The 21,106-nt window shown below is 71.5% G+C and carries 22 protein-coding genes; 14 read left to right on the top strand and 8 right to left on the bottom strand.

The genetic code is table 11. The annotated features are described in order from the left end of the window. Positions 1-7: 7 nt before the first annotated feature. Both SLP03_RS09565 and SLP03_RS09560 read right to left on the bottom strand, forming a co-directional pair. Entirely contained in the window at positions 8-2,041 is a 2,034-nt protein-coding gene (locus SLP03_RS09565) for a glycogen debranching N-terminal domain-containing protein (RefSeq protein ID WP_319460245.1), read from the bottom strand. Next, positions 2,038-2,415 (bottom strand): SCP2 sterol-binding domain-containing protein, encoded by a 378-nt coding sequence (locus SLP03_RS09560; protein ID WP_319460175.1) that lies wholly within the window; start codon positions 2,413-2,415, stop codon positions 2,038-2,040. The genes SLP03_RS09565 and SLP03_RS09560 overlap by 4 nt, the downstream gene beginning before the upstream one ends. Before the next feature lie 115 nt (positions 2,416-2,530). Between SLP03_RS09560 and SLP03_RS09555 the strand changes: the two genes are divergently transcribed. The 3 genes from SLP03_RS09555 to SLP03_RS09545 all read left to right on the top strand — a co-directional run bounded on the left by SLP03_RS09555 (position 2,531) and on the right by SLP03_RS09545 (position 6,910). Next, positions 2,531-2,908, top strand: a complete 378-nt coding sequence (locus SLP03_RS09555; RefSeq protein ID WP_319460174.1) for an SCP2 sterol-binding domain-containing protein — start codon at positions 2,531-2,533, stop codon at positions 2,906-2,908. Continuing rightward, positions 2,905-4,938 (top strand): glycogen debranching N-terminal domain-containing protein, encoded by a 2,034-nt coding sequence (locus SLP03_RS09550; protein ID WP_319460173.1) that lies wholly within the window; start codon positions 2,905-2,907, stop codon positions 4,936-4,938. Before SLP03_RS09555 ends, SLP03_RS09550 begins: the two co-directional genes overlap by 4 nt. 184 nt (positions 4,939-5,122) lie before the next feature. After that, entirely contained in the window at positions 5,123-6,910 is a 1,788-nt protein-coding gene (locus SLP03_RS09545) for a hypothetical protein (protein ID WP_319460172.1), read from the top strand. A gap of 125 nt (positions 6,911-7,035) precedes the next feature. Here the strand turns inward: SLP03_RS09545 and SLP03_RS09540 are convergent, their stop codons facing one another. The 4 genes from SLP03_RS09540 to SLP03_RS09525 all read right to left on the bottom strand — a co-directional run bounded on the left by SLP03_RS09540 (position 7,036) and on the right by SLP03_RS09525 (position 9,244). After that, positions 7,036-7,359 (bottom strand): hypothetical protein, encoded by a 324-nt coding sequence (locus SLP03_RS09540; RefSeq protein ID WP_319460171.1) that lies wholly within the window; start codon positions 7,357-7,359, stop codon positions 7,036-7,038. After that, on the bottom strand, positions 7,356-7,661 hold the full coding sequence (locus SLP03_RS31570; RefSeq protein ID WP_413644492.1) for a hypothetical protein: 306 nt from the start codon (positions 7,659-7,661) through the stop codon (positions 7,356-7,358). The genes SLP03_RS09540 and SLP03_RS31570 overlap by 4 nt, the downstream gene beginning before the upstream one ends. An 871-nt stretch (positions 7,662-8,532) precedes the next feature. After that, entirely contained in the window at positions 8,533-8,853 is a 321-nt protein-coding gene (locus tag SLP03_RS09530; RefSeq protein ID WP_319460169.1) for a type VII secretion target, read from the bottom strand. Then, complete coding sequence (locus tag SLP03_RS09525; RefSeq protein WP_319460168.1) at positions 8,840-9,244, bottom strand: YbaB/EbfC family nucleoid-associated protein; 405 nt, start codon at positions 9,242-9,244, stop codon at positions 8,840-8,842. Before SLP03_RS09525 ends, SLP03_RS09530 begins: the two co-directional genes overlap by 14 nt. A 413-nt stretch (positions 9,245-9,657) precedes the next feature. Here SLP03_RS09525 and SLP03_RS09520 point away from each other — a divergent pair, with 413 nt between their 5' ends. Genes SLP03_RS09520 through SLP03_RS09510 form a run of 3 tightly spaced genes read left to right on the top strand, consistent with a single transcriptional unit; the run spans position 9,658 to position 12,032 of the window. Further along, on the top strand, positions 9,658-10,566 hold the full coding sequence (locus SLP03_RS09520; RefSeq protein WP_319460167.1) for an SPFH domain-containing protein: 909 nt from the start codon (positions 9,658-9,660) through the stop codon (positions 10,564-10,566). Positions 10,567-10,608: 42 nt separating this feature from the next. Next, positions 10,609-10,956 carry a PadR family transcriptional regulator gene (locus SLP03_RS09515; RefSeq protein WP_319460166.1) on the top strand — a complete coding sequence of 116 codons (348 nt, stop codon included), beginning with the start codon at positions 10,609-10,611 and terminating at the stop codon, positions 10,954-10,956. Continuing rightward, entirely contained in the window at positions 10,953-12,032 is a 1,080-nt protein-coding gene (locus SLP03_RS09510) for a hypothetical protein (RefSeq protein ID WP_319460165.1), read from the top strand. The genes SLP03_RS09515 and SLP03_RS09510 overlap by 4 nt, the downstream gene beginning before the upstream one ends. Before the next feature lie 122 nt (positions 12,033-12,154). Here the strand turns inward: SLP03_RS09510 and SLP03_RS09505 are convergent, their stop codons facing one another. Both SLP03_RS09505 and shbA read right to left on the bottom strand, forming a co-directional pair. Then, on the bottom strand, positions 12,155-13,012 hold the full coding sequence (locus tag SLP03_RS09505; RefSeq protein WP_319460164.1) for an anti-sigma-D factor RsdA: 858 nt from the start codon (positions 13,010-13,012) through the stop codon (positions 12,155-12,157). Next, entirely contained in the window at positions 13,009-13,587 is a 579-nt protein-coding gene (gene shbA, locus SLP03_RS09500; protein WP_319460163.1) for an RNA polymerase sigma factor ShbA, read from the bottom strand. Before shbA ends, SLP03_RS09505 begins: the two co-directional genes overlap by 4 nt. Before the next feature lie 164 nt (positions 13,588-13,751). On the opposite strand from shbA, the gene SLP03_RS09495 reads away from it, so the two are divergent. The 8 genes from SLP03_RS09495 to SLP03_RS09460 are packed head-to-tail and all read left to right on the top strand — an operon-like array spanning position 13,752 to position 21,042. Beyond that, positions 13,752-14,768 carry an ABC transporter ATP-binding protein gene (locus SLP03_RS09495; RefSeq protein ID WP_319460162.1) on the top strand — a complete coding sequence of 339 codons (1,017 nt, stop codon included), beginning with the start codon at positions 13,752-13,754 and terminating at the stop codon, positions 14,766-14,768. After that, complete coding sequence (locus tag SLP03_RS09490; RefSeq protein ID WP_319460161.1) at positions 14,765-15,535, top strand: ABC transporter permease; 771 nt, start codon at positions 14,765-14,767, stop codon at positions 15,533-15,535. Before SLP03_RS09495 ends, SLP03_RS09490 begins: the two co-directional genes overlap by 4 nt. A 1-nt stretch (position 15,536) precedes the next feature. Beyond that, complete coding sequence (locus SLP03_RS09485; RefSeq protein WP_319460160.1) at positions 15,537-16,340, top strand: ABC transporter permease; 804 nt, start codon at positions 15,537-15,539, stop codon at positions 16,338-16,340. 2 nt (positions 16,341-16,342) lie between these two features. Beyond that, on the top strand, positions 16,343-17,629 hold the full coding sequence (locus SLP03_RS09480; protein ID WP_319460244.1) for an MCE family protein: 1,287 nt from the start codon (positions 16,343-16,345) through the stop codon (positions 17,627-17,629). After that, complete coding sequence (locus tag SLP03_RS09475; RefSeq protein WP_319460159.1) at positions 17,626-18,660, top strand: MCE family protein; 1,035 nt, start codon at positions 17,626-17,628, stop codon at positions 18,658-18,660. The genes SLP03_RS09480 and SLP03_RS09475 overlap by 4 nt, the downstream gene beginning before the upstream one ends. Further along, the gene (locus SLP03_RS09470; RefSeq protein WP_319460158.1) at positions 18,657-19,640 is read left to right on the top strand and encodes an MCE family protein; all 984 of its coding nucleotides are present in this window, start codon (positions 18,657-18,659) and stop codon (positions 19,638-19,640) included. The genes SLP03_RS09475 and SLP03_RS09470 overlap by 4 nt, the downstream gene beginning before the upstream one ends. Further along, a complete protein-coding gene (locus SLP03_RS09465) occupies positions 19,640-20,887 on the top strand; it encodes an MCE family protein (RefSeq protein ID WP_319460157.1) in 1,248 nt (415 codons plus the stop codon). The genes SLP03_RS09470 and SLP03_RS09465 overlap by 1 nt, the downstream gene beginning before the upstream one ends. Then, a complete protein-coding gene (locus SLP03_RS09460; protein WP_319460156.1) occupies positions 20,884-21,042 on the top strand; it encodes a hypothetical protein in 159 nt (52 codons plus the stop codon). The genes SLP03_RS09465 and SLP03_RS09460 overlap by 4 nt, the downstream gene beginning before the upstream one ends. Positions 21,043-21,106 lie beyond the last annotated feature (64 nt).

Here is a 21,106-nt window from a genome sequence, read left to right as displayed (position 1 = left end):
GCGGCTGTCAGCCGAGGCGCCCCCGTCCGAAGGCGTCGGCGCGGCCCCACCGCCCCGGGATGTCCCGCAGCTCGATCCGGCCGATCTCTCTGGGCACCCCGGGCCTGGTCACCAGGTGCTCCCCGCGTGGCTCCATGCCGAGCATGGTCCGCAGCAGCAACAAGGGGGTGCCCGTCGACCACGCCTGCGGACTACAGGCAGTCGGGTATTGGACCGGATACCGGGTCAGTTCCCGGTCATGTCCGGCGAAGGCCTCCGGCAGTCGACCGTTGAAGAACTCGGCTGCGTCGATGATGCCCTGGGCGATGTGCGCGGCTTCTTGGGCGAAGCCGTAGCGGCGTAGTCCCCAGGCGATGAAGGAGTTGTCGAAGGGCCAGACGGTGCCGACGTGGTAGCCGAGCGGGTTGTAGCGGGCCTCTCCCTTGGCGAGGGTGCGGACGCCCCAGCCGGAGAACAGTCGGGGGCCGAGCAGGTGCTCAGCGATCTTCGCGGCCCTGGACTCTTCGACGATGCCGCTCCACAGCAGGTGGCCGATGTTGGAGGACAGCGCGTCGACCTGGCCGCCGTCGGCGTCGAGGGCGAGGGCGTAGTATTCGCCGTCCTCCACCCAGAAGTCCCGGTTGAACCGTTGCTTGAGCTCGGCTGCTTCCCGTTCGAGGCGGTCGGCGTACGCCGGGTCGTTCCAGAACTCGCGGGCCAGGCGGGCGCCGCGGATCTTGGCGTCGTAGGCGTAGCCCTGCAGCTCGCAGGTGGCGCGGGGCAGGCCGGGCAGCCTGCCGTCCCGGTAGGAGATCGCCTCCGGCGAGTCCTTCCAGCACTGGTTCTCCAGGCCGGTCTGCTCGTTGCGGCGCTGGTACCAGACATAGCCGTTGCCCATGATGTCGCCGTACTCGTCGACCCAGTCGAGGGCGGCCCGCGCAGAGCGCTCGAGAAGCCGCACCGCATTGGTGTCTCCGGTCCAGCGCTCGTATTCGTCGATGAGGATCACGTAGAGCGGGGTGGCGTCGGCGCTGCCGAAATACGGTGAGTGCGGCTGCTCCTCGAACCCGACCGTCTCCCCGTAGCGCAACTCGTGCATGATCTTTCCCGGCTCTTCTTCGCGGAAATCGTCCAGCACGCTGCCCTGCAACAGCGTCAGAAGGCGCAGCGTCGTAGCGGCGAGATCCGGTGCGAACGGCAGCGCCTGCAGGCTAGTGAAGATGCTGTCACGACCGAAGATGGCCATGAACCACGGCAGACCGGCGGCGGGCAGGCTTCGTCCGCCGGCCGTCAGCGGCGCGAAACGGAGCGCGGCAAGGTCAACGAGGCTGCGTTGGTAGGTCATCATCAGTGATGCGGATTCGCAGTTCAGACGGGGTGTCTCACGGAGCCACAGGTCCAGGTCCCGGCGCATCTCCGTCTTGACCCGACCGGGTCTGCCCTGGAGGCTCTCCCGGAGATCACGCCCGTTCACGCCCAGTGTCGCCACGTGAAGATCGGTCACCCATTCGCCGTGTGGTCCGATCCGGACGTCGTACGTCAGCCCGTGCTCGTCGATCCGGGCCGGCTCGGTGGTGGAGACGACCGTCTCCCGCTGGAACGCCTCGCGCCGGTAGCCGAGACGCAGGCACCCGTTTTCGACCCGCGTGTAGTACTGTCCCTTCTTCTCCCGCACGTCCTTGATCTCGAACAGATCGGCGAAGTCGCTGTCGACCTCGAGCCGGATCCGTAGGTCGACCGGCTCACTTCGGTGGTTGATCACCGTCAAGCGCTCGTTGAAGCTGCCACCGATCGAGCGTTCGCGGATGGCCGAAACCTTGGGATCGATAGCGGGAGTCGCGGCAACCGGGGTGAGAAAGAACCGCGTCTCGAAGTACTCGAGGTCGTCGACGGTGAGCGCGTTGAGCCGATCCCCGTCGATGCTCAGTAGCCACTTCGACAGGAATCTGGTGTCAAACGAGAACAGTCCGGTCGGGATGGTGGGAGACGCGTCGATGTCGCCGCTCGCCTCACTGACCACGAACGTGTTGCCGTCCAGAAGCCTGACAAGGTCCTCAGTCATCCCTGCCGTCTCCGCTCGCTGGCGAACATCCGCGGGTGGTGCGCGCCGGGCGGCCCCGGAAAGACTCGCTGAATGAAGCGCGCCAGCCGTATGTCGCCCACGGCCCTGAGTTCGTTCCGTACCCACGCCGCGTACAGGTTCTCCCCGCCGCTGACGATCCGGTCGAAGAGCCCCTTGTCGGCGCGGACGACCGAGTCGGCCTCGCGGTCCTCCCTCGACACCTGAATATCACCATTGTTGATGGTGACGAGCCAATGGTCGATCCCGTGATCGTGTTCGAGATCGAAGCGTATGGTGCCGGTGGCCTCCTGGAGCAGGGGTTCGTGGCCGCGGCGGCCGAGCCCGTCGAAGAACTCCGCCGTTGGATCAGACATCAGACTCCCTCGGTCAGTTCTGACCAGCACAGCATCACCCGGGCCGGGGCACCTCGGCATCACGGGGTGAGCGACGCTGCCTGTTGAGCCGGTCGACTTGCAAGGGGTGGCGCTGATGTCGCATGCGACCAGAGAGTTCTTCGACGAACTCGACCGCCGTGGGTCCGAACGCCTGCTGAAAAAGACCACGGGCACCATACGCTTCGATCTCGAACACGGCCACGGGATCGATCATTGGCTCGTCACCATCATCAATGGTGATATTCGGGTGTCGAGGGAGGAGCGCGACGCCGACTGCGTCATCCGTGCCGACAACGCGTTCTTCGACCGCATGGCACGCGGCGAGGAGAAACCGTTGCCGGCGTGGCTGCGGAACGAGATCACCAGCGAAGGCCAATATCGGTTCATAGTCCTGCTGGAGCGGCTCTTTCGCGAGACGCCCGGCGCGCGCCATCCGCGGACCTTTGCCCGCGAACGTGGGGGGCGCAGATGAGTGCGGAGCTCGTCAGGATCCTGGACGGCAACATCTTCGTGTTGAGCTTTGACAGCGGTGACATCGAAGCGTCGCCCGCTGTCCCATGTGGGTTCTTCTCGTTCGACACCCGATTCCTGTCGCTGTGGCGGCTGAGCATCAACGGCGAAGGGCTGCACGCCCTGGCCATGGACGACTCGCGTTACTTCGAAGTGCGTTTCTTCCTGGTGCCGGGCGCTCCGACCCATTACCTGGACTCCAAGGTGTCGGTGATGCGTGAACGGTCGGTCGCCGGCAGCTTTGAGGAGCGGTTGACGGTCTTCAACCACGCCGCGGAACCGGCCGAGTTCACCGTCCGCTTCGAGGCGGACTCTGACTTCATGCCTCTGCTCGCGATCGCGCAGCCGGAGAAGCCAGCGGGCCGGATCTACAAGCGCGTCGAGGACGGGTCCCTGCATCTCGGCTACGAGCGCGAGAAGTTCCGGCGCGAGACGGTCATCTCCACGAGCGAGCCGGCGCAGGTCGACGAACACGGGCTGACGTACAACATCCTCGTCGGCGCGCACGAAAAGTGGACCACCACACTGCACGTCCGAGGACAGGTGCTGCGCCCGGACGGCCAGGATGTTCGCGACCATGTGTATCCCGGGCGACGCAGGCGAAACAAGGTGCACCTCGAGCAGGACCTTCAACGGTGGCTCGACAAGGCACCGCAACTGCACTGTGACTGGGCGCCGCTGACGAGGACGTACCGTCGAAGCCTGATCGATCTTGCGGCGTTGCGGTACTCGCCGCTGACGCTCCCGAAGGAGGCAATGCCCGCCGCCGGCCTGCCGTGGGCCGCGACCCTCACTGGGCGTGAACCCATCTTCGCCAGTCTGCAGGCACTGCCCTTCGCCTCGGAACTCGCCGTGGCCACGTTGCGCATGCTCGGGATTGACCAGGGCTCGGTGCTGGACGACTTCCGGGACGAGGAGCCGGGAAAGATCCTGCGCGAGTTTCGCTACGGCGAGCTGGTCGCGTTCGAGCAACGCCCGCAATCGCCGTATTACGGCAGCGCCGACGTCACCCCGCTCTACGTGGTCCTGCTCGACGAGTACGAGCGGTGGACCGGGAACGCCGCCCTGGTGCGGGAGTTCGAGGACGAGGCCCGGGCGGCCCTGCACTGGATCGACGAGTACGGCGACATCATGGGCAACGGCTATGTCTGGTACCAGCGCCGCAACGAGCAGACCGGCCTGGAGAACCAGTGCTGGAAGGACTCGCCGGAGGCGATCTCCTACCGGGACGGCAGGCTGCCCGGCCTGCCCCGCGCCACCTGCGAGCTGCAGGGCTACGCCTACGACGCCAAGATCCGCGGCGCCCGCCTGGCCCGCGAGTTCTGGAACGACCCGGCGTACGCCGACCGCCTCGAACGGGAAGCAGCCGAGCTCAAGCAACGGTTCAACCGGGACTTCTGGGTGGAGGACGGCGAATACTACGCCCTCGCCCTCGACGCCGACGGCGGCCAGGTCGACGCGCTGTCCTCCAACATCGGCCACCTGCTGTGGAGCGGCATCGTCGAAGAGTCCAGGGCCGCGAAGATCGCTGAGCACCTGCTCGGCCCCCGACTGTTCTCCGGCTGGGGCGTCCGCACCCTCGCCAAGGGAGAGGCCCGCTACAACCCGCTCGGCTACCACGTCGGCACCGTCTGGCCCTTCGACAACTCCTTCATCGCCTGGGGACTACGCCGCTACGGCTTCGCCCAAGAAGCCGCGCACATCGCCCAGGGCATCATCGACGCAGCCGAGTTCTTCAACGATCGACTGCCGGAGGCCTTCGGCGGATACGACCGGGAGCTGACGAGGCACCCCGTCCAGTACCCCACAGCGAACAGCCCTCAGGTCCTGTCCACCGGCGCGCCACTCCTGTTGTTGCGGACCATGCTCGGCTTGGAGCCGTACGGAGACGACCTGGTGGCGGCGCCGGCCCTGCCCGAGAGATTCAGGCGGATCGAGCTGCTCGACATTCCAGGCAGGTGGGGCCGGATCGACGCCGCGGGGTACGTGTAGATCGGCGCGCAGAAGGGCAGATGACGCAGAGCTGAGTGCCCCAATCGGATCGAACGAACAGGAGGCGTCAGCCGACGAGGTCGGCGAGCACCCCGCTGTTCCGCCGCCGGACACCACTGCCGGATCCCCGGCCGTCGCCGCCGACCGTACGCTGGCCCCACCGACGGGCAGGACAGGAGCGGGGATGGGCGAGGGACAGCCACGGCTCAACCGGCGGAGCCTGCTCGTCGCCGCCGGGGGCCTGGCCGTGGCCGGTGTCGGCGTCCCCGTCAGCCTCGCCGCCACCGCCGACCCGCCACCGCCACCGCCGGGCGGCCGCCGGCCGATCAGCATGGCGATGCACATCCACGCCTCGTTCAGCGAGGGCATCGCCAGCTACGCCGCCCACCTCGACCAGGCCCGCCGCAACGACGTCGACGTGATCTGGTGGACCGACCACGACTTCCGGGTCGCCGCGCACGACCACCGCCGGATGGTGCACTTCGACGGCGCGGAGGAGCTGGAGGGCGGGCTGGCCTGGACCTGGAAGGCGTCCACCGAGGGCCAACTGGCCGCCTCGGCCGCCGACTTCGTCGACAGCCCGCACGCCACCGACGACTCGGCGAAGACCCTGCGCCTCACCGCCACCGGCGACGGCATCCTCTGGTACGCCGGCCAGGCCTGGAACTGGACGCACACCGGCAACATCTCCGACACTACGCTCCACCTCGACGTGCTGCCGGAAACGTCCGGGCCGGACGCGATCCTGCTCGTCGAGATCGCCCTCTCGCACCACCCCGCCCGCGCCGGCCGACCCGCCGGCCAGCACATCCTGCGCTACCGCATCGGCACCGAGCGCGCCGGCCAGTCGACCGACGACCTGCTCGGCACCGTCGACCTGCCCGCCCCGCCCGGGCAGTGGCGGCGGCACACGTTCGCGCTGGTGGAGGACGTCCGGCGGCTCTGGCCCGACCTGGTCGCCGGGGACAACTCCCTGCGTGGCCTGCGCCTCGGCGTCAGCGTGAACGCGTCCGCGCGGGGCAGCTTCGTCGTCGACCGGCTGGCCTTCGACCGGGCCCGCCGCGCCGGCCAGGCCGGCGAGGACCTCCGCGCCGAGGTGCTCCGCGGGTACGACGGCGCGTTCCCGGGTGTCACCCACCACCGGGCGTACGAGGTGTCGCTGGTGCGGCACCTCAACTGGTTCGGCGGGGACCAGACGCTGCCGGCGTTCCCGTCGCCGCCGTACCGGGACAACGACGTGACCCGTACCGCGCGGATGATCGAGTTCCTGCACTCGCACGGTGGCGTGGTCTGCTGGAACCACCCGCTCGACGTGGAGAACCGGGAGTCGCTGGCCCGGCTGATGGTGGAGCGGAACAACCTCGGCGCCGACCTGGTCGAGATCGGTCGCGGGCCCCTCGCCGACCACCTGTGGGCGCTCGACGTCGCCGCCCGTAACGCCGTCTTCTTCACCGCCGTCGGCGTGACCGACGACCACGACGGCACCGACTGGCGGGGACGCGGCGATCGACACGTCACGTACGTCTGGGCGCCGTCCACCGACCGCGATGACCTGGTGGCCGCGCTGCGCGCCGGGCAGGCCTGGTTCACCGACCTGGCCCGCTACCGGGGTGCCCTGGACATCGAGCTCAACGGCCGTACGGCGATGGGCGCGGTCGCCGTCACCGACGCGGCGGAGCTGACGGTACGTCTGCTCGCCACCGACCTGCCGGCCGGCGCGTCCCTGGAGGCGGTCATCGGGACGGTGGACCTGGCCGGCGTTCGCGACCTGACCCCGGCCAACAGGACCACCCGGATCTCCATAGGGCAGCTTCGACCGGGCTGGTACGACCTGCGGGTGACGCCAGGCGACGGCACCTACGTCCGTACCCAGGTCCGATCGGCGGACGGCACGATCCTTGGGGCGAGCAACCCGACCTGGCTGCTGCGTTCCGCACCCCCGCACGGCATCCCGCTGGCGCGTCGGTTCTGACCTGCTGGCAGCCCTTGCTCGGGCAGTTCCGACACCAGTTGAACCGGGTCGTGAAGATTCATGGAGCCCTTCCTCAAAGGACCGGCGAGGTCCATGCAAGTGGACGCTCACGCGCGGTGGCTTGGCTATGTCCGGCCGGCCTCGTAGGTAAGCTCGACGAGATCTTGCAACTGCCGCAGCACATCGCTCTTGTGACTGGTTTCCGGAAGCTCGTCCCGCGCTGCCTCGATCAGACCATCCTGCCACTGTGCGAGGATCTCCCGCCGCGTGTCGGCGGGCACGTCGTCCAACCAGAAGGACCCGAGATTGTTTTCGACGATTTCCTGGAGGTGTTCGGCTGCCTTCCGGTCGCTCACTCGTGGAATGAGGAACTCCAGGGTCCAGTCGAACAAGCCACCGCCCGCAGACCAGTCGAGCCCTGGCTTGAGTACGATCAGGCCCGCCATCATTTCCCCAAGATGAAGACACGCGGACCAAGCTGCTTGTCCGCAATGAATTGCTGGATCCGCACGATCTGCTCCGGCGTGAACGTTGATACGTCCACTGGTACGAGATCCGCCTTGTTCAGATGTCGTTCCATCTGGTACTGGAGTCGCTTCCACTCCCGGTCGAAGAACCGGCTGTCGAAAGGTCCCACGGCATCATACGTGTGACCGGCCTCGTCAACCCAGTCGGCGGAGGATCCTGCTGGGGCCCGTCGCAGTCGGACTCCGAGTGCCTGCTCCAGCCGTACTGCCGTTTCGGCCTCCACGGACGGAATCTGCCGGTGGCTGGATCCATGCCGAGATCGCGGACTCGCTTCGCCTCAGCTTCCGGATCCAGACGCTCGTTCCGATGTTCAGGCCGGTGGGAGGGCTGCCCGCTGCCGTCCCTGAGCCGACCGAGGATCTGCTTCAGTTTGTCGATCAACTCGCCGAGGCGGTGCATCTTCGGGATCAGCCGCCGCAGGCTGGCCAGCAGCCCGCGCAACCACTGCGCGATCTTCGCCCCCCACGCCGCCACCGTGGTGGTGACCTGCTCGACGACCAGGGGAGTGGCGAACCCGAGGCTGGCCGCCTCCTCGGCGGCGTACACGATCAGGCGGGAGACGCAGGTGGCGATGGCGTCGCGGACCATGAGCCGGACGGCGGCGATGAGCATGCCGGCGGCCTCGGTGACCAGCGCCATGGTGTCGGCGGCGTGGCTCAGGCCGGCGACGGCCTGCTGCTGCTCGCCGGCCCAGGTGCGGTAGGCCGGTCCGGCGCTGCCGCCCCACTCGGCGACGTTCATGCGTACCGCCCGAGCCAGGCTCTCCGCCTCGTCGCGCAGGGAGCCGGCGACGTTGCGCCAGGTCTGGGCGTGCGCGGCGATCTGTGCGGGGTCGCCGGCCAGCCAGTCGAGCGCCTCGGTGAGCGGCCGGACGTGTTCGATGAGCCAGGCGACGCCGTACTGGAGCAGGGAGCCGATCGGGTCGGAGACCAGCGCGAGGCCGTCCAGGCTGGCGCCGACCACGCCGAGGGTGCCGTCGATCCAGCTGCCGTTTGTGATGCCCTCGCCGATGAGCTGGATGTCCTCGGCGATCCAGACGCCGGCCCACGGGTTGGCCGGGCCGTCGGCGGGGGCGGCGACCAGCGGGTTGGTGGTCACAGGCGCTGCCGGATCCGGTTGAGCGTGGTCTCCGCCCGGGTGTCGGTCTCCCGGTAGCGGGCGGCCACGGTGCGCAGCCGGTCGGCGGTGTCGCCCACCGAGCGGGCCGCCGTGCCGACGCCGTCGACCAGGACTCGCTGCACCTGGTCGAGCAGCACCGGCATCAGCTCGCAGAGCTGGCCGTACGCGTCCGCGCCGAGTCGGACGGACGCGCCGGCCTGCCGGGCGACCGCCAGGGCGTCGGCGATCCCGTCCAGGTGACCGGCGTGCGCGGTCAGATCCGTCGGTACGACGTCGATGCCCTCACCGGCCGGCACGGTGGCCGTCCCCGTCGGCTCCGCCGAGTCGCCGGCCGTACGAGTCGATGATCGCGTCGGCCGCCGGATCGTCCGGCCCCAGGGTCTCCCGGGTCGCCTCGGTGGCCTGGCGCAGCAAGTCGGCGTATGCGGCCCGGGTGGTGGCCAGCACCTGCTCGGCGGTCCGCGCCGCCGGCCGGGCCCGGATCCGCTCGTCGAGCCGCAGGGCGATCAGCGTGCCGGCGGAGTCCACGGTCGCCTCGACGGCCCCGTCCGCGCTGGTCGCGCTGGCCGTCAAGCCCGACAGTCGCTGGGCCAGCGCCCGGCTGCGCTCCGCCCGATCGGCGAGGGAGGCCTCCCAGTCGTCGATGCGGCGTCCCGCCGTCGCCAGGCCCGCGTCGTCCGTCCACATGTCGACCCTCCCCAGGGGACACCGTCCGGGCGCCGAAGGGAGCCTACCGCCGCGGACCGGCGACACATTACCAACCGCAGGCGACTCGTCGCTGCCCGTGGCTCCCCGGACCGCCGGGTCCGCCCGGCGTCCATCCGCTCCGGTCAGACGGTCTGGCCGGTGGGCGGATGACCACCGGGTTGACGTCCACCCCGACCGGCTCGGCCAGCGCCCAGCGTCGGCGGCCGCCGACGCCCGCCGGTGCCCGTTGCGCCGCGCCGGCTCCGACGATGGTGAGGGCGACGCCGTCCGGGGCGAGGACCGGGCCGGCGGGCGGGCACGCGCTCCGCAATGCCCCGCTCGCGGGAGTGAACGGCGTCGGAACGGGTAGGCGCGGCGCCGGGAGGCGGGCGCCTCCGGAATCGAGGGGGACAATGGGAGCTGCCGTCGTCGTTGGCCTGGTCATCGTCATCGCGATCGTGGTGCTCGTGTTGTCGCTGAGCGTCCGGTTGGTGCAGCAGTACCAGCGCGGGGTCGTGTTCCGCTTCGGCCGGGTGGTGGACCGCATCAGACAGCCCGGTTTTCACCTGATCATCCCGGTGGCCGACCGCATGGTGCGGGTCAGCATGCAGACCACCGTGATCGGAGTGCCCGCGCAGGGCGTCATCACCCGGGACAACGTCACCCTCACTGTCGACGCGGTCGTCTACTACCGGGTGGTCGACCCGGTGAAGGTGCTGGTCAACGTGCGGGACTACCAATCGGCGGTGCTCCAGGTGGCCCAGACGGCGCTGCGGTCGGTGATCGGCAAGGCCGACCTGGACACCCTGCTGCGTGACCGGGACCGGATCAACGCCGAGTTGAAGGCGGTGATCGACGCGCCCACCGAGAAGCCGTGGGGCCTGCTCATCGAACGGGTCGAGGTGAAGGACGTGTCGCTGCCCGAGGGGATGAAGCGCTCGATGTCCCGCCAGGCCGAGGCGGAGCGGGAACGCCGAGCCCGGGTGATCGCCGCCGACGGCGAGTTCCAGGCGTCCCGCCGGCTCGCCGACGCCTCCCAGGCGATGGCGAACACGCCGGGGGCGTACCAGCTGCGGTTGCTGCAGACGGTGGTGGAAGTCGCGGCGGAGAAGAACAGCACCCTGGTCATGCCGATCCCGGTGGAGCTGCTGCGCTTCTTCAGCGAGTTCACCCGGGGCGCCCGTGAGCAGGCGGCTCCCGGTGGGCCGGGGCCGAAGGAGCAGGCGACGCCGGTCGGGCCGGTGCTCGGCCCGGTCACCGAGAGCGTGGCCGCCGCGGCCGAGGGCGACGGCCACCGCGGTCGGCAGGAACCGCCGCACTGACGGGGCACTGCATATAACGACAAGCGGTATATGCTCGGCAGCATGACCGACAGTCCGCTCCGGGAACCGACCTTCCTGGTCCTCACCGCGCTGGCCGAGACACCCCAGCACGGCTACGCCGTCATCGAGGACGTCCTGCGCATCTCCGACGGCCGGGTCCGACTCCGCGCCGGCACCCTCTACGCCGTCCTGGACCGGCTCCGTGCCGACGGCCTGATCGAGGTCGAGCGCGAAGAGGTGGTGCAGTCCCGGCTGCGCCGCTACTACCGCCTCACCGCGCTGGGCGCGACCCGGCTCGCCGACGAGGCCGCCCGGTTGCGCCGCAACGCCGACGCCGCCGGCGTCCGGCTGCGTCGGGCCGGCCTGCTCCCCGAGGGGGGAGCGGCGTGAGCGACGAGAAGCTGGAACGCCGCTACCGTCGGCTGCTCGCCGTCTACCCCTGGGAACACCGCCGGGCGTACGAGGATGAGATGCTCGCTGTCCTCCTCGCCGACGCCCGGCCCGGGCAGCGTCGGCCCACCGCCGCGGACGCGGCCAACCTGATCGGCGCCGGCCTGCGGGCCCGGCTGAGGGTGAGCGCACGGGGGTTCACCGAGCCGGCCTGGGCCGACGCCGCCGCGGTGACCGGCCTGTTCGTCGCCCTCGTGCTGCTGGTGCTGGCCGGGAAGGGGGTGGTCGATCAGTTCGTATCGGATCCCTCCCTCCCGCCGTTCGTCCATCTGGTGGTCCGTGCCGACCGCGTCGATCTGCTGCGCCTGGTCGGCTGGGCGGGCGTCTGCGTCGCCGCGCTGGTCGGGCTGCGGTGGATCGCCGCCGGGCTGGCCTGGGCGGCGGTCGTCGCCTGGGTGGTGCTGGTCGGGCCGGGGGTGGCCGACCAGCCCCGGTACGTGGTGGACACCCTGCCGCAGCTCGCGCTCGCCGTGGTGGTGGCCGCCGCGCTCAGCGTGCCGGCGCCGCGCCGCCGGGCGGTGGCGGTGCTGGGCGTACGCCGGCTGGCGGTGCTGGTGCTGGCGCCGCTCGCGATGGCGGCGCTGCTGGTGGTCAACCGGGTCACCAGTCCGCTCTTCAACACCACGACCGCGACGGTGTCCTTTCAGCGCCTCTACGACCTGGAGGCGCGCAGCGAGCTGGTCATGTGGCTGTATGTCGCCGGCCTCGCCGCGGCCGGGCTGACCGCGCTGGTCGCCCTGGCCACCCTCGCCCCGGAGGTCCGCCGGCGCATCGTCGTGATGCTGGCGCCGGTCGCCACGCTGGCCCTGGTGATCGACACCGCGCTGGCCGGCTGGGCGGTGTCCACGATGCACATGGGCCACACCATCCCGCTCGTACCGACGCAGTGGGCGATGCTCGTGCTCGTGCCGGCGATGACGTTCCTCGCCGGCGTGCTGCTCGTCCGCCGTCGGGAGGAGACGTTGCGGATGGTCGCCCTCGGCCGCGATGCCGACCGGGAGCGGCCCGCGGCCTGAGCCGCCGTCGGCGTAGCTGTCGTCCAGCTGCAGCGTGTCGCCGTGGGTCGTCGTCACCGGCCGACCGGGTCATCACGGCCGCGGTCGTCGTCGCCGCTCGGCGGGTCGGCGGACGCGGACGTTCAGCCGAGCAGGCCGGTGGTGGGCAGGGGCAGGGCCGGCAGCGGCGGCAGCAGCGACGGGCCGGTGACCGGCGGCAGCGGCAGCCGGGGCAGCGGCAGCCGGGGGTCGCCGCCGCCGGTCGGCGAGGCGTCCGGCGCCGGTCCGGAACCCGGCTTCGTCGGCCCTGGCGGCGCTGCCGGGGCGTGGGTTGTCGCGCGTCCGGTGGGCCCGGACCGCTGCGTCGACGGCGCGGCCGACGCCGGGGGAGCGGCCTGCGGCGTGGCGACGGCCCGCGCGGCGACGAGCTGGCGGGTCAGCGCGGCGAGCTCACCGCGAAGCCGCTCCACGGGGGCCGGGTCGGTGATCGCGGTCAGCTCCCGACGCGCCCGGTCGACGAGCCGCTGGGCCTCGTCGAAGCGGCCGGCGGTCAGCGCCGCGCGGGCTCGCGCGATCGTCTCCTCGACGCCGCGCACCTCGGCATGCTCCGGATACAGCAGCTTCGTCAGGGACCACAGCGGGCTGCTCGGCCCGGCGTTCCGGCTGCCGATCCCGAGCCCGGACACCAGGGCGAGCGCCGCGACGACCGCGGCGGCCAGGCGCAGCGCCCAGGGGCGTGACCGGCGGGAGCGGGCGGCCGGACGCAGGGGCACCGGCGGCTCGGGCACCCCGCCGTCCCCGGTCGGGGCGGGCGGCCGCACCCCCATCGGCTCGGGTGCGTCGGCGGTGACGTCGGCCCGCCAGGCGGCGAGCATGGCGGCGACGACGTCGTCGGTCGGCGCGTCCTCGCCCCGAGCGAGCGCGTCGAGCAGCAGGTCGTCGCGGGCGATGACGTCGAGGTCCATCGCCTCCTCGCCGCCGCCGGGGGTGCGCTCACTCATGCCGCCACCTCGTCCAGTGCGTTCCCGGCAAGCGTACGGAGCCGGGCCAGGGCGCGGGACTGGGCCACCCGTACGGCGGCCGCCGTCATCCCGACGATCGTCCCCACCTCGTCGGCGGACAACCCGACCGCGACGCGCAGCAGGACGATCTCCCGTTGCCCCTCCGGCAGCTTCTTCAGCAGCACCGACAGCCGCCGGGCCAGGTCGGTGGCGACGGCCTGCTGTTCCGGACCGGGAGCGGCGTCGGGCCGCTCCAGCGGAGCGTCGGTGGAGGTGACGGCGGAGTCGCGGATCGCCGCGCGTTGCGCGTCGGCCACCTTGTGGGCGGCGATGCCGTAGACGAAGGCGGCGAAGGGCGAGCCCTGGTCGCGGTAGCGGGGGAGTGCGCGCAGCACCGCGAGGCAGACCTCCTGGGCGACGTCGTCGGCGGTGGTGTACGCACCGCCGATGCGACCCAGGCGCGCCCGGCAGTAGCGGACCAGGCCGGGCCGCAGGTCGGTGAGCAGCGTCGCCATCGCCGTCCGGTCACCCTGGACGGCCTGGTGGACCAGCTCTGGATCGACTGCTCGGATCATGGGATTGCGAGACACCTTCGTTACCGACGGGTTAACCGCACCGTACTGAGTCGGGCTGGTTTCCGCACCTCTCACGCTGGGTAGCGCTGTGGCACCGAAAGTTATGTGTTGCGACTTCACGTACCGCGGCGATGTCTCTGTCAGTAGAGGCGACGGGAGGGTCGATGGGCGTCGAGGTGACCGTGCAGGGGCTGACCAAGTCGTTCGGCGGGCAGCCCGTGTGGTCGGACGTCACCCTCACCCTGCCGGCGGGGGAGATATCCGTCCTGCTCGGACCGTCCGGCACCGGCAAGTCGGTGTTCCTCAAGACGCTCGTCGGCCTGCTCCGGCCCGACCGGGGCTCCATCGTGATCGAGGGCCGGGACCTGCCCCGCCTGTCCGAGCGGGCGCTGTACGAGGTGCGCAAGCTGTTCGGCGTGCTGTTCCAGGACGGCGCGCTGTTCGGCTCGATGAACATCTACGACAACGTGGCGTTCCCGCTGCGCGAGCACACCCGCAAGTCGGAGCCGCAGATCCGCGCCGTGGTCACCGAGAAGCTCGACATGGTCGGCCTGGTCGGCGCCGAGAAGAAGCTGCCCGGTGAGATCTCCGGCGGCATGCGCAAGCGGGCCGGGCTGGCCCGGGCCCTCGTCCTCGACCCGCAGATCATCCTCTTCGACGAGCCCGACTCCGGGCTGGACCCGGTGCGCACCGCGTACCTCAACCAGCTCATCATCGACCTCAACCAGCGCACCGGGGCGACGTTCCTGATCGTCACCCACGACATCAACACCGCCCGGACCGTGCCGGACAACATTGGCCTGATCTACCACGGGCACCTGGCCATGTTCGGCCCCCGGGAGATGCTGCTGTCCAGCACCGAACCGGTGGTGCGACAGTTCCTCAACGCCCAGCGGATCGGCCCGATCGGCATGGCCGAGGAGAAGGACGCCGAGGAACTCCAGGCCGAGGCGCAGGCCGGCGTGGAGCTGCCGCCGCTGCCGCCCATCCCGCTGCAGCTGCCGCCGTCGGACGGGCTGCCCCGGCGGGCCGAACGCCCACCGGGCCAGTGGTGCCGGGAGCACGGCGTCGCCCCGCCACCTGGGTCGTTCGAGGGCCGCCGGGACGCGGAGCGGCCCACCGTCGAACTGGCCCCGCACCTCGCCACGGAAGGCCGGCACCACCGGGAGGTGGCCGGATGAACGCCCCGGTTGCCGCGCTGCGCCGCTCCGGCGAGTTCTTCGCGTTCTGCCTGGACACGCTGCGCGGCCTGGGCCGCCGCCCGGTGCAGGTCCGCGAGTTCGTCCAGCAGGCGTGGTTCATCAGCTCGGTGTCGATCCTGCCGGCCGCGTTGGTCTCGATCCCGTTCGGCGCGGTCATCGCCCTGCAGCTCGGCTCGCTGGTCCGGCAGCTCGGCGCGCAGTCGTTCACCGGCGCCGCGTCGGTGCTCGCCGTGGTCCGCGAGGCGGGCCCGATCGTCACCGCGCTGATCATCGCCGGCGCCGGCGGCTCGGCGATCTGCGCCGACCTGGGGTCCCGCAAGATCCGCGAGGAGCTGGACGCGATGCAGGTCCTGGGCATCGACCCCATCCAGCGCCTCGTGGTGCCCCGGGTGCTCGCCTCGATGCTGGTCGCCGTGCTGCTCAACGGGCTGGTCAGCGTGGTCGGGGTGACCGGCGGCTACACCTTCAACGTGGTCCTGCAGGGCGGCACGCCCGGGGCGTACCTGGCCAGCTTCCAGGCCCTCGGGCAGCTGCCCGACCTGCTGGTCGGCGAGGTCAAGGCGCTGCTGTTCGGGGCCACCGCCGCGCTCGTCGCCTGCTACCAGGGAATGAACGCCAAGGGCGGCCCCAAGGGGGTCGGTGACGCGGTCAACCAGAGCGTCGTCATCACCTTCATGCTGCTGTTCGCGCTGAACTTCGTCGTCACGGCCGTGTACTTCCAGGTCGTACCGCAGAAGGGGAGCTGACATGGCCGTGCTGCGCTACCTCGACGACCTGGGCGGGCAGCTCGCCTTCTACCTGCGCGCCTTCGCCTGGACCCCGCGCACCCTGCGCCGCTACAAGCGGGAGGTGATCCGGCTGCTGGCCGAGGTCAGCTTCGGCTCCGGCGCGCTCGCCGTGCTCGGCGGCACCGTCGGGGTGATCTGCTTCCTCACCTTCTTCACCGGCACCGAGGTCGGTCTGCAGGGCTACCAGGCGCTCGACCAGATCGGCAGCAGCGCGTTCACCGGCTTCGTCTCGGCGTACTTCAACACCCGGGAGATCTCGCCGCTGGTGGCGGCGCTGGCCCTCTCCGCCACCGTCGGCTGCGGGTTCACCGCCCAACTCGGCGCGATGCGGATCTCCGAGGAGGTCGACGCGCTCGAGGTGATGGGCGTGCCGTCGCTGCCGTTCCTGGTCACCACCCGGATGATCGCCGGGTTCATCGCGGTCGTCCCGCTGTACGTGGTGGGGCTGCTCGCCAGCTACCTCGCCACCCGCACCATCGCGGTCGGCTACTTCGGACAGTCCGCCGGCACCTACGACTACTACTTCCACCTCTTCCTGCCGCCCGGGGACGTGCTCTGGTCCTTCGGCAAGGTGCTGGTGTTCAGCGTGATCGTGGTGCTGGTGCACTGCTGGTACGGCTACACCGCCAAGGGCGGACCGGCCGCGGTGGGCGTCGCCGTCGGGCGGGCCGTCCGCACCGCCATCGTCGCGGTCAACGTCGTCGACTTCTTCCTGTCGCTGGCCATCTGGGGCGCCACGACCACCGTCCGGATCGCGGGGTGACCATGAGACACCGCATCCTCGGCATCCTCTTCATCGCCGTGCTGGCCGCCGCGCTGACCGCCTCCGTGCTGCAGTACCGCAAGGCGTTCACCCCGGTCGAGCGGGTCACCCTCCGCGCCGACCGCGCCGGCCTGCAACTGCTCGAGGGCGCCGACGTCAAGGTCCGCGGCGTCGTCGTCGGCGACGTCCGGACGGTACGCAGCGACGGCGGCGGGGCCGTCATCGGGCTGGCGCTCGACCCCGCCAGCACCGGCCGGATCCCCGCCGACGTGAGCGCGCGACTGCTGCCCAAGACCCTCTTCGGCGAGCGGTACGTCGAGCTGGTCCCACCGCCGGCCAGCGCCGCCCGGCCGATCCGCGACGGCGCGGTCATCACCCAGGACCGCAGCCGCACCGCCGTCGAGCTGGAACGGGTCCTCGACCAGGCGCTGCCGCTGCTGCAGGCCATCCGGCCCGACCAGCTCGCCGCGACCCTCGGCGCCCTATCCACCGCCCTCGAGGGGCGCGGCGACCAGCTCGGGGCGAACCTGACCCGGCTCGACGGGTACCTGCGGCAGCTCAACCCGGCGATGCCCACCATCGCCGAGGACGTGCGCCAACTCGCCGTCGTGCTGGACGGCTACGACGCCGCGCTGCCGGACCTGCTCGCCCTGCTGCGCGACGTCACCGTCACCGCCGCCACGGTCAGCGACCAGCGGACCCAGCTCGCCGCGTTCCTCGCCGACACCACCGACACCGCCGACACCACCCGCGGCTTCCTCGACCGGCACGGCGACCAGCTCATCCGGCTCGGCGCCGTCAGCCGCCCGGTGCTGGAACTGCTCGCCACCTACGCCCCCGAGTACCCGTGCCTGGTGCACGGCCTGGTCGCCCTGCAACCCCGGGTCGAGCAGGTCTTCGCCGGCGGGCGGATGCACATCACCCTCGAGGTGACCCGCGACGGCGGCCCGTACGAGCGGGGCCGCGACGAGCCGGTCTACGCCGCCCACGACGGCCCGAACTGCCGGGGCCTGCCCGACCCGCCGGTGCCCGCGCCCGAGGTGCCGGTCGCCGACGGCTACGACTACGGCCGCACCCGTACCCGGGCGCCCCTGCCGGTCGGCGCGCCGGCCGGCGCCGACGCCCCGGCCGCCGGTCCCGCGATGGGCCGGGCCGGCACCGGCGAGGAGAGCGCCCTCGTCAAACCCCTGGTCGGCGGGCTGACCGGCACGCCCCCGGCGGAGGTGCCCGACATCGCGGTCCTGCTCTGGGGGCCGCTGCTGCGCGGAGCGGTGGTGAACGCCCGATGACCGGGAAGACGACCGGTGCGCTGGTCAAGCTCGTGGTCTTCGCCGCGGTGACGCTGCTCGCCACCGCGCTGCTCGCCCAGACCCTCGGCGCGTTCCCGCCCGACGGCGTCACCTACCGGGCCCGGTTCACCGACGTCACCGGCCTGCTGCCGGGCGACGACGTCCGGATCGCCGGGGTGCGGGTGGGCAAGGTCAGCGACATCGCGGTGGTCGACGACACGGTCGCCGAGGTGGCCTTCACCGTGGACCGCGACGTGCCCGTGGCCACCAGCGTCCGCGCGAAGATCCGGTACCGGAACCTGGTCGGCCAGCGGTACGTGGCGCTGAGCGAGGGCCCGGGGGAGGGCCGGCCGCTGCGCGCCGACGGCCTGATCCCGCTCGCCCGCACCACGCCCGCGCTGGACCTGACCGTGCTGTTCAACGGGTTCCGGCCGCTGTTCACCGCGCTGAACCCGAACGACGTCAACAAGCTGGCGTACGAGATCATCCAGGTCCTGCAGGGCGAGGGCGGCACCGTCGCCAGCCTGCTGCAACGCACCGCCTCGCTGACCAACACCCTCGCCGACCGGGACGCCGTCATCGGCCGGGTGGTCACCAACCTCAACCGCGTCCTGGCGACCCTGGCCAGCCGGGACCGGGAGCTGGACCAGAGCATCGCCCAGTTGCAGCAGTTCGTCTCCGGGCTGGCCGCCGACCGGACCGCCATCGGCGATGCCCTGGTCAACCTGGGCGAGCTGACCACTACGACCTCCTCGCTGCTGGGTCAGGTGCGGCCGCCGCTGGCCGCCGACGTCCGCGCCCTCGACGACCTCGCCGGCACCCTGAACCGCAACTCCGCCGTCATCGACGGCACTCTGGGCCGGCTGCCGGAGCGCTACGAGTCGCTGACCCGGGTCGCCTCCTACGGCTCCTGGTTCAACTTCTACCTCTGCGACTTCGACGGGCGGGTGGCCGTCGCCGGCCATGCCCCGCTGAACCCCGCCACCTTCAGCGCCCCCGCCGCCCGCTGCGCCACCGGAGGCAGCCAGTGAAACCCTTCCGCGAACGCAACCCGGTCGTCGTCGGCGCGACCGCACTCACTCTGATCCTCGCCGCCCTGCTCGGCGCCTTCCAGCTCGACCGGCTGGCCGCCCTCACCGGCCGCACGTACCAGGCCGCGTTCCACGACGCCAGCGGCCTCGCCACCGGCAACGAGGTCCGGGTGGCCGGGGTCCGGGTCGGCGCGGTGACCGGGGTGGAACTCGCCCACGGCGCCCAGCCGTACGTGCGGGTCCGCTTCCGGATCGACGACGACGGCGTACGGTTCGGCCGCGACACCGGCGCCACCATCCGGATCAAGACCGTGCTCGGGCAGAAGTACCTCGCCCTGTCCCCGGCCGGACCGGGGAAGCTGCCCGAGGACGGGCAGATCCCGCTCGCCCGCACCGCCGCGCCGTTCGACGTGGTGCAGGCGGTCACCGGACTCGCCGACACCCTGGACAAGGTCGACACCGACCAGCTCGCCCAGGCGTTCGACACCCTCTCGGAGACCTTCGCCGACACTCCGGCCAGCGTCACCACCTCGCTGACCGGGCTGTCCCGGCTGTCCCAAACCGTCGCGAGCCGCGACGCCGAGCTGCGTACCCTGCTCGCCCGGACCCGGGACGTCACCGGCGTGCTCGCCCAACGCGACGACGAGTTCCGCAAGCTGGTGACCGACGGCGAGCAGCTGCTCGCCGAGGTCAGCCGTCGCCGGGACGCCATCCACCGGCTGCTCGTCGGCACCAACGACCTCAGCATCCAACTGTCCGGGCTGGTCGCCGACAACCGCGCCCAGCTCGAACCGGCGCTGCGCAAGCTGCGCGACGTGGTGGCGATCCTGCAACGCAACCGCGACGACCTGGAGCGGACCATCCGGCGGATGACACCGTTCGTCACCGCGTTCGCCAACGTGGTGGGCAACGGCCGCTGGTTCGACTCGTACGTCGACGGCCTGCTCCAGCCGTACCTGCCCACGACGGGAGGACGCTGATGCCCGGCCCGATCCAGCGCTGGCGCCGCCCCCTGGCCGCCGCGACCGTGCTGCTGACCGCCGTCGCCGTCGGCGTGGTGCTGTGGCGCCACGAGCCATCCCAGCGGCGGGTGGTCGCGTACTTCACCAAGGTGGTCGGGGTGTACCCCGGCTCCGACGTACGGGTGCTCGGCGTCCGGGTCGGCGAGGTCGCGGCGGTCACGCCGCAGGGCCGCACCGTACGCGTCGAGATGCGCTACGACCCCGCGGTGGACGTGCCCGCCGACGCCCAGGCGCTGATCGTCCCGCCCAGCGTGGTCAGCGACCGGTACGTCCAGCTCACCCCGGCGTTCACCGGCGGGCCGGCGCTGGCCGACGGCGCGCAGATCCCGGTCGAGCGGACCGCCGCCCCGATGGAGATCGACGACATCTACCAGGCGCTCGACGAGTTCAACCGCACCCTCGGCCCGCAGGGCGCCAACGCGAACGGCGCCCTGTCCGACCTGGTCGCCACCGGCCGGGCCAACCTCCAGGGCAACGGCGGGAACCTGCACGACACCCTCGACGGGCTGTCCCGCGCGCTGACCACCCTCGCCGACGGGCGGCAGGACCTGTTCGGCTCGGTGGCCAACCTGCAACGCTTCACCACCGCGCTGGCCCGCAGCGACCAGCAGGTACGCGGCTTCAACCAGCAGCTCGCCGACGTCGCCGAGCAGCTCGCCGGCGAGAAGGAGGAGCTGGCCGCCGCGCTGCGCAACCTCTCCGCCGCGCTGGCCGAGGTGACCACCTTCGTCAAGCAGAACCGCACCGCGTTGACCTCGAACGTGGCCGCGCTGACCGACATCACCGGCGTGCTGGTCCGCCAGCAGCAGGCGGTCATCGACATCCTCGACGTGACGCCGCTGGCGGTGAACAACCTCAGCCTCGCCTACAACCCGCGCTCGGGGACCCTCGACACCCGCGACAACGCCCTCGGCCCCTACGACCCGGCCACCTTCGTCTGCTCACTGATGGTGGACCAGCTCCCCGCCGGCCAGGTGCCGGCGAAGTGCACCGCGCTGGCGCAGACCCTGCGCTCCCGCGGCCTGCCCCTGACCGACCAGCTGCGCAAGCTGCTCAAGCTGCCGCCCGGCGCCCCGGCGGCCGGCGGGTCCCCACCGGGCTCCGTCAGCTCCCCCGGTGCGCCGATCCCCGCCGAGGCGCCGGGCGGCTCTTCCTCCACCACCAGCGACCCCACCCTCGGCGGCATCCTGCGGGGTCCGGCATGACCGCCCGGGCGCTGCGCGTGCTGGCCGGCGTCCTGGTGGCGGCGGTGCTGCCCGCCGGCTGCGGGCTGCCCGAGGTCGCCGACCTGCCGCTGCCCGGCGGGGCGCCGGCCGGCGACGGCTACACCGTCACCGCCGAGTTCGGCGACGTGCTCTAACTGGTGCCACGGGCCTCCGTCAAGGTCGACGACGTTACCGTCGGCAGCGTCGAGAAGATCTCCC

It is taken from the genome of Micromonospora sp. RTP1Z1 (assembly GCF_033804685.1).
Lineage (GTDB): Bacteria > Actinomycetota > Actinomycetes > Mycobacteriales > Micromonosporaceae > Micromonospora.
This window is presented reverse-complemented; position numbering and strand designations above follow the sequence as displayed.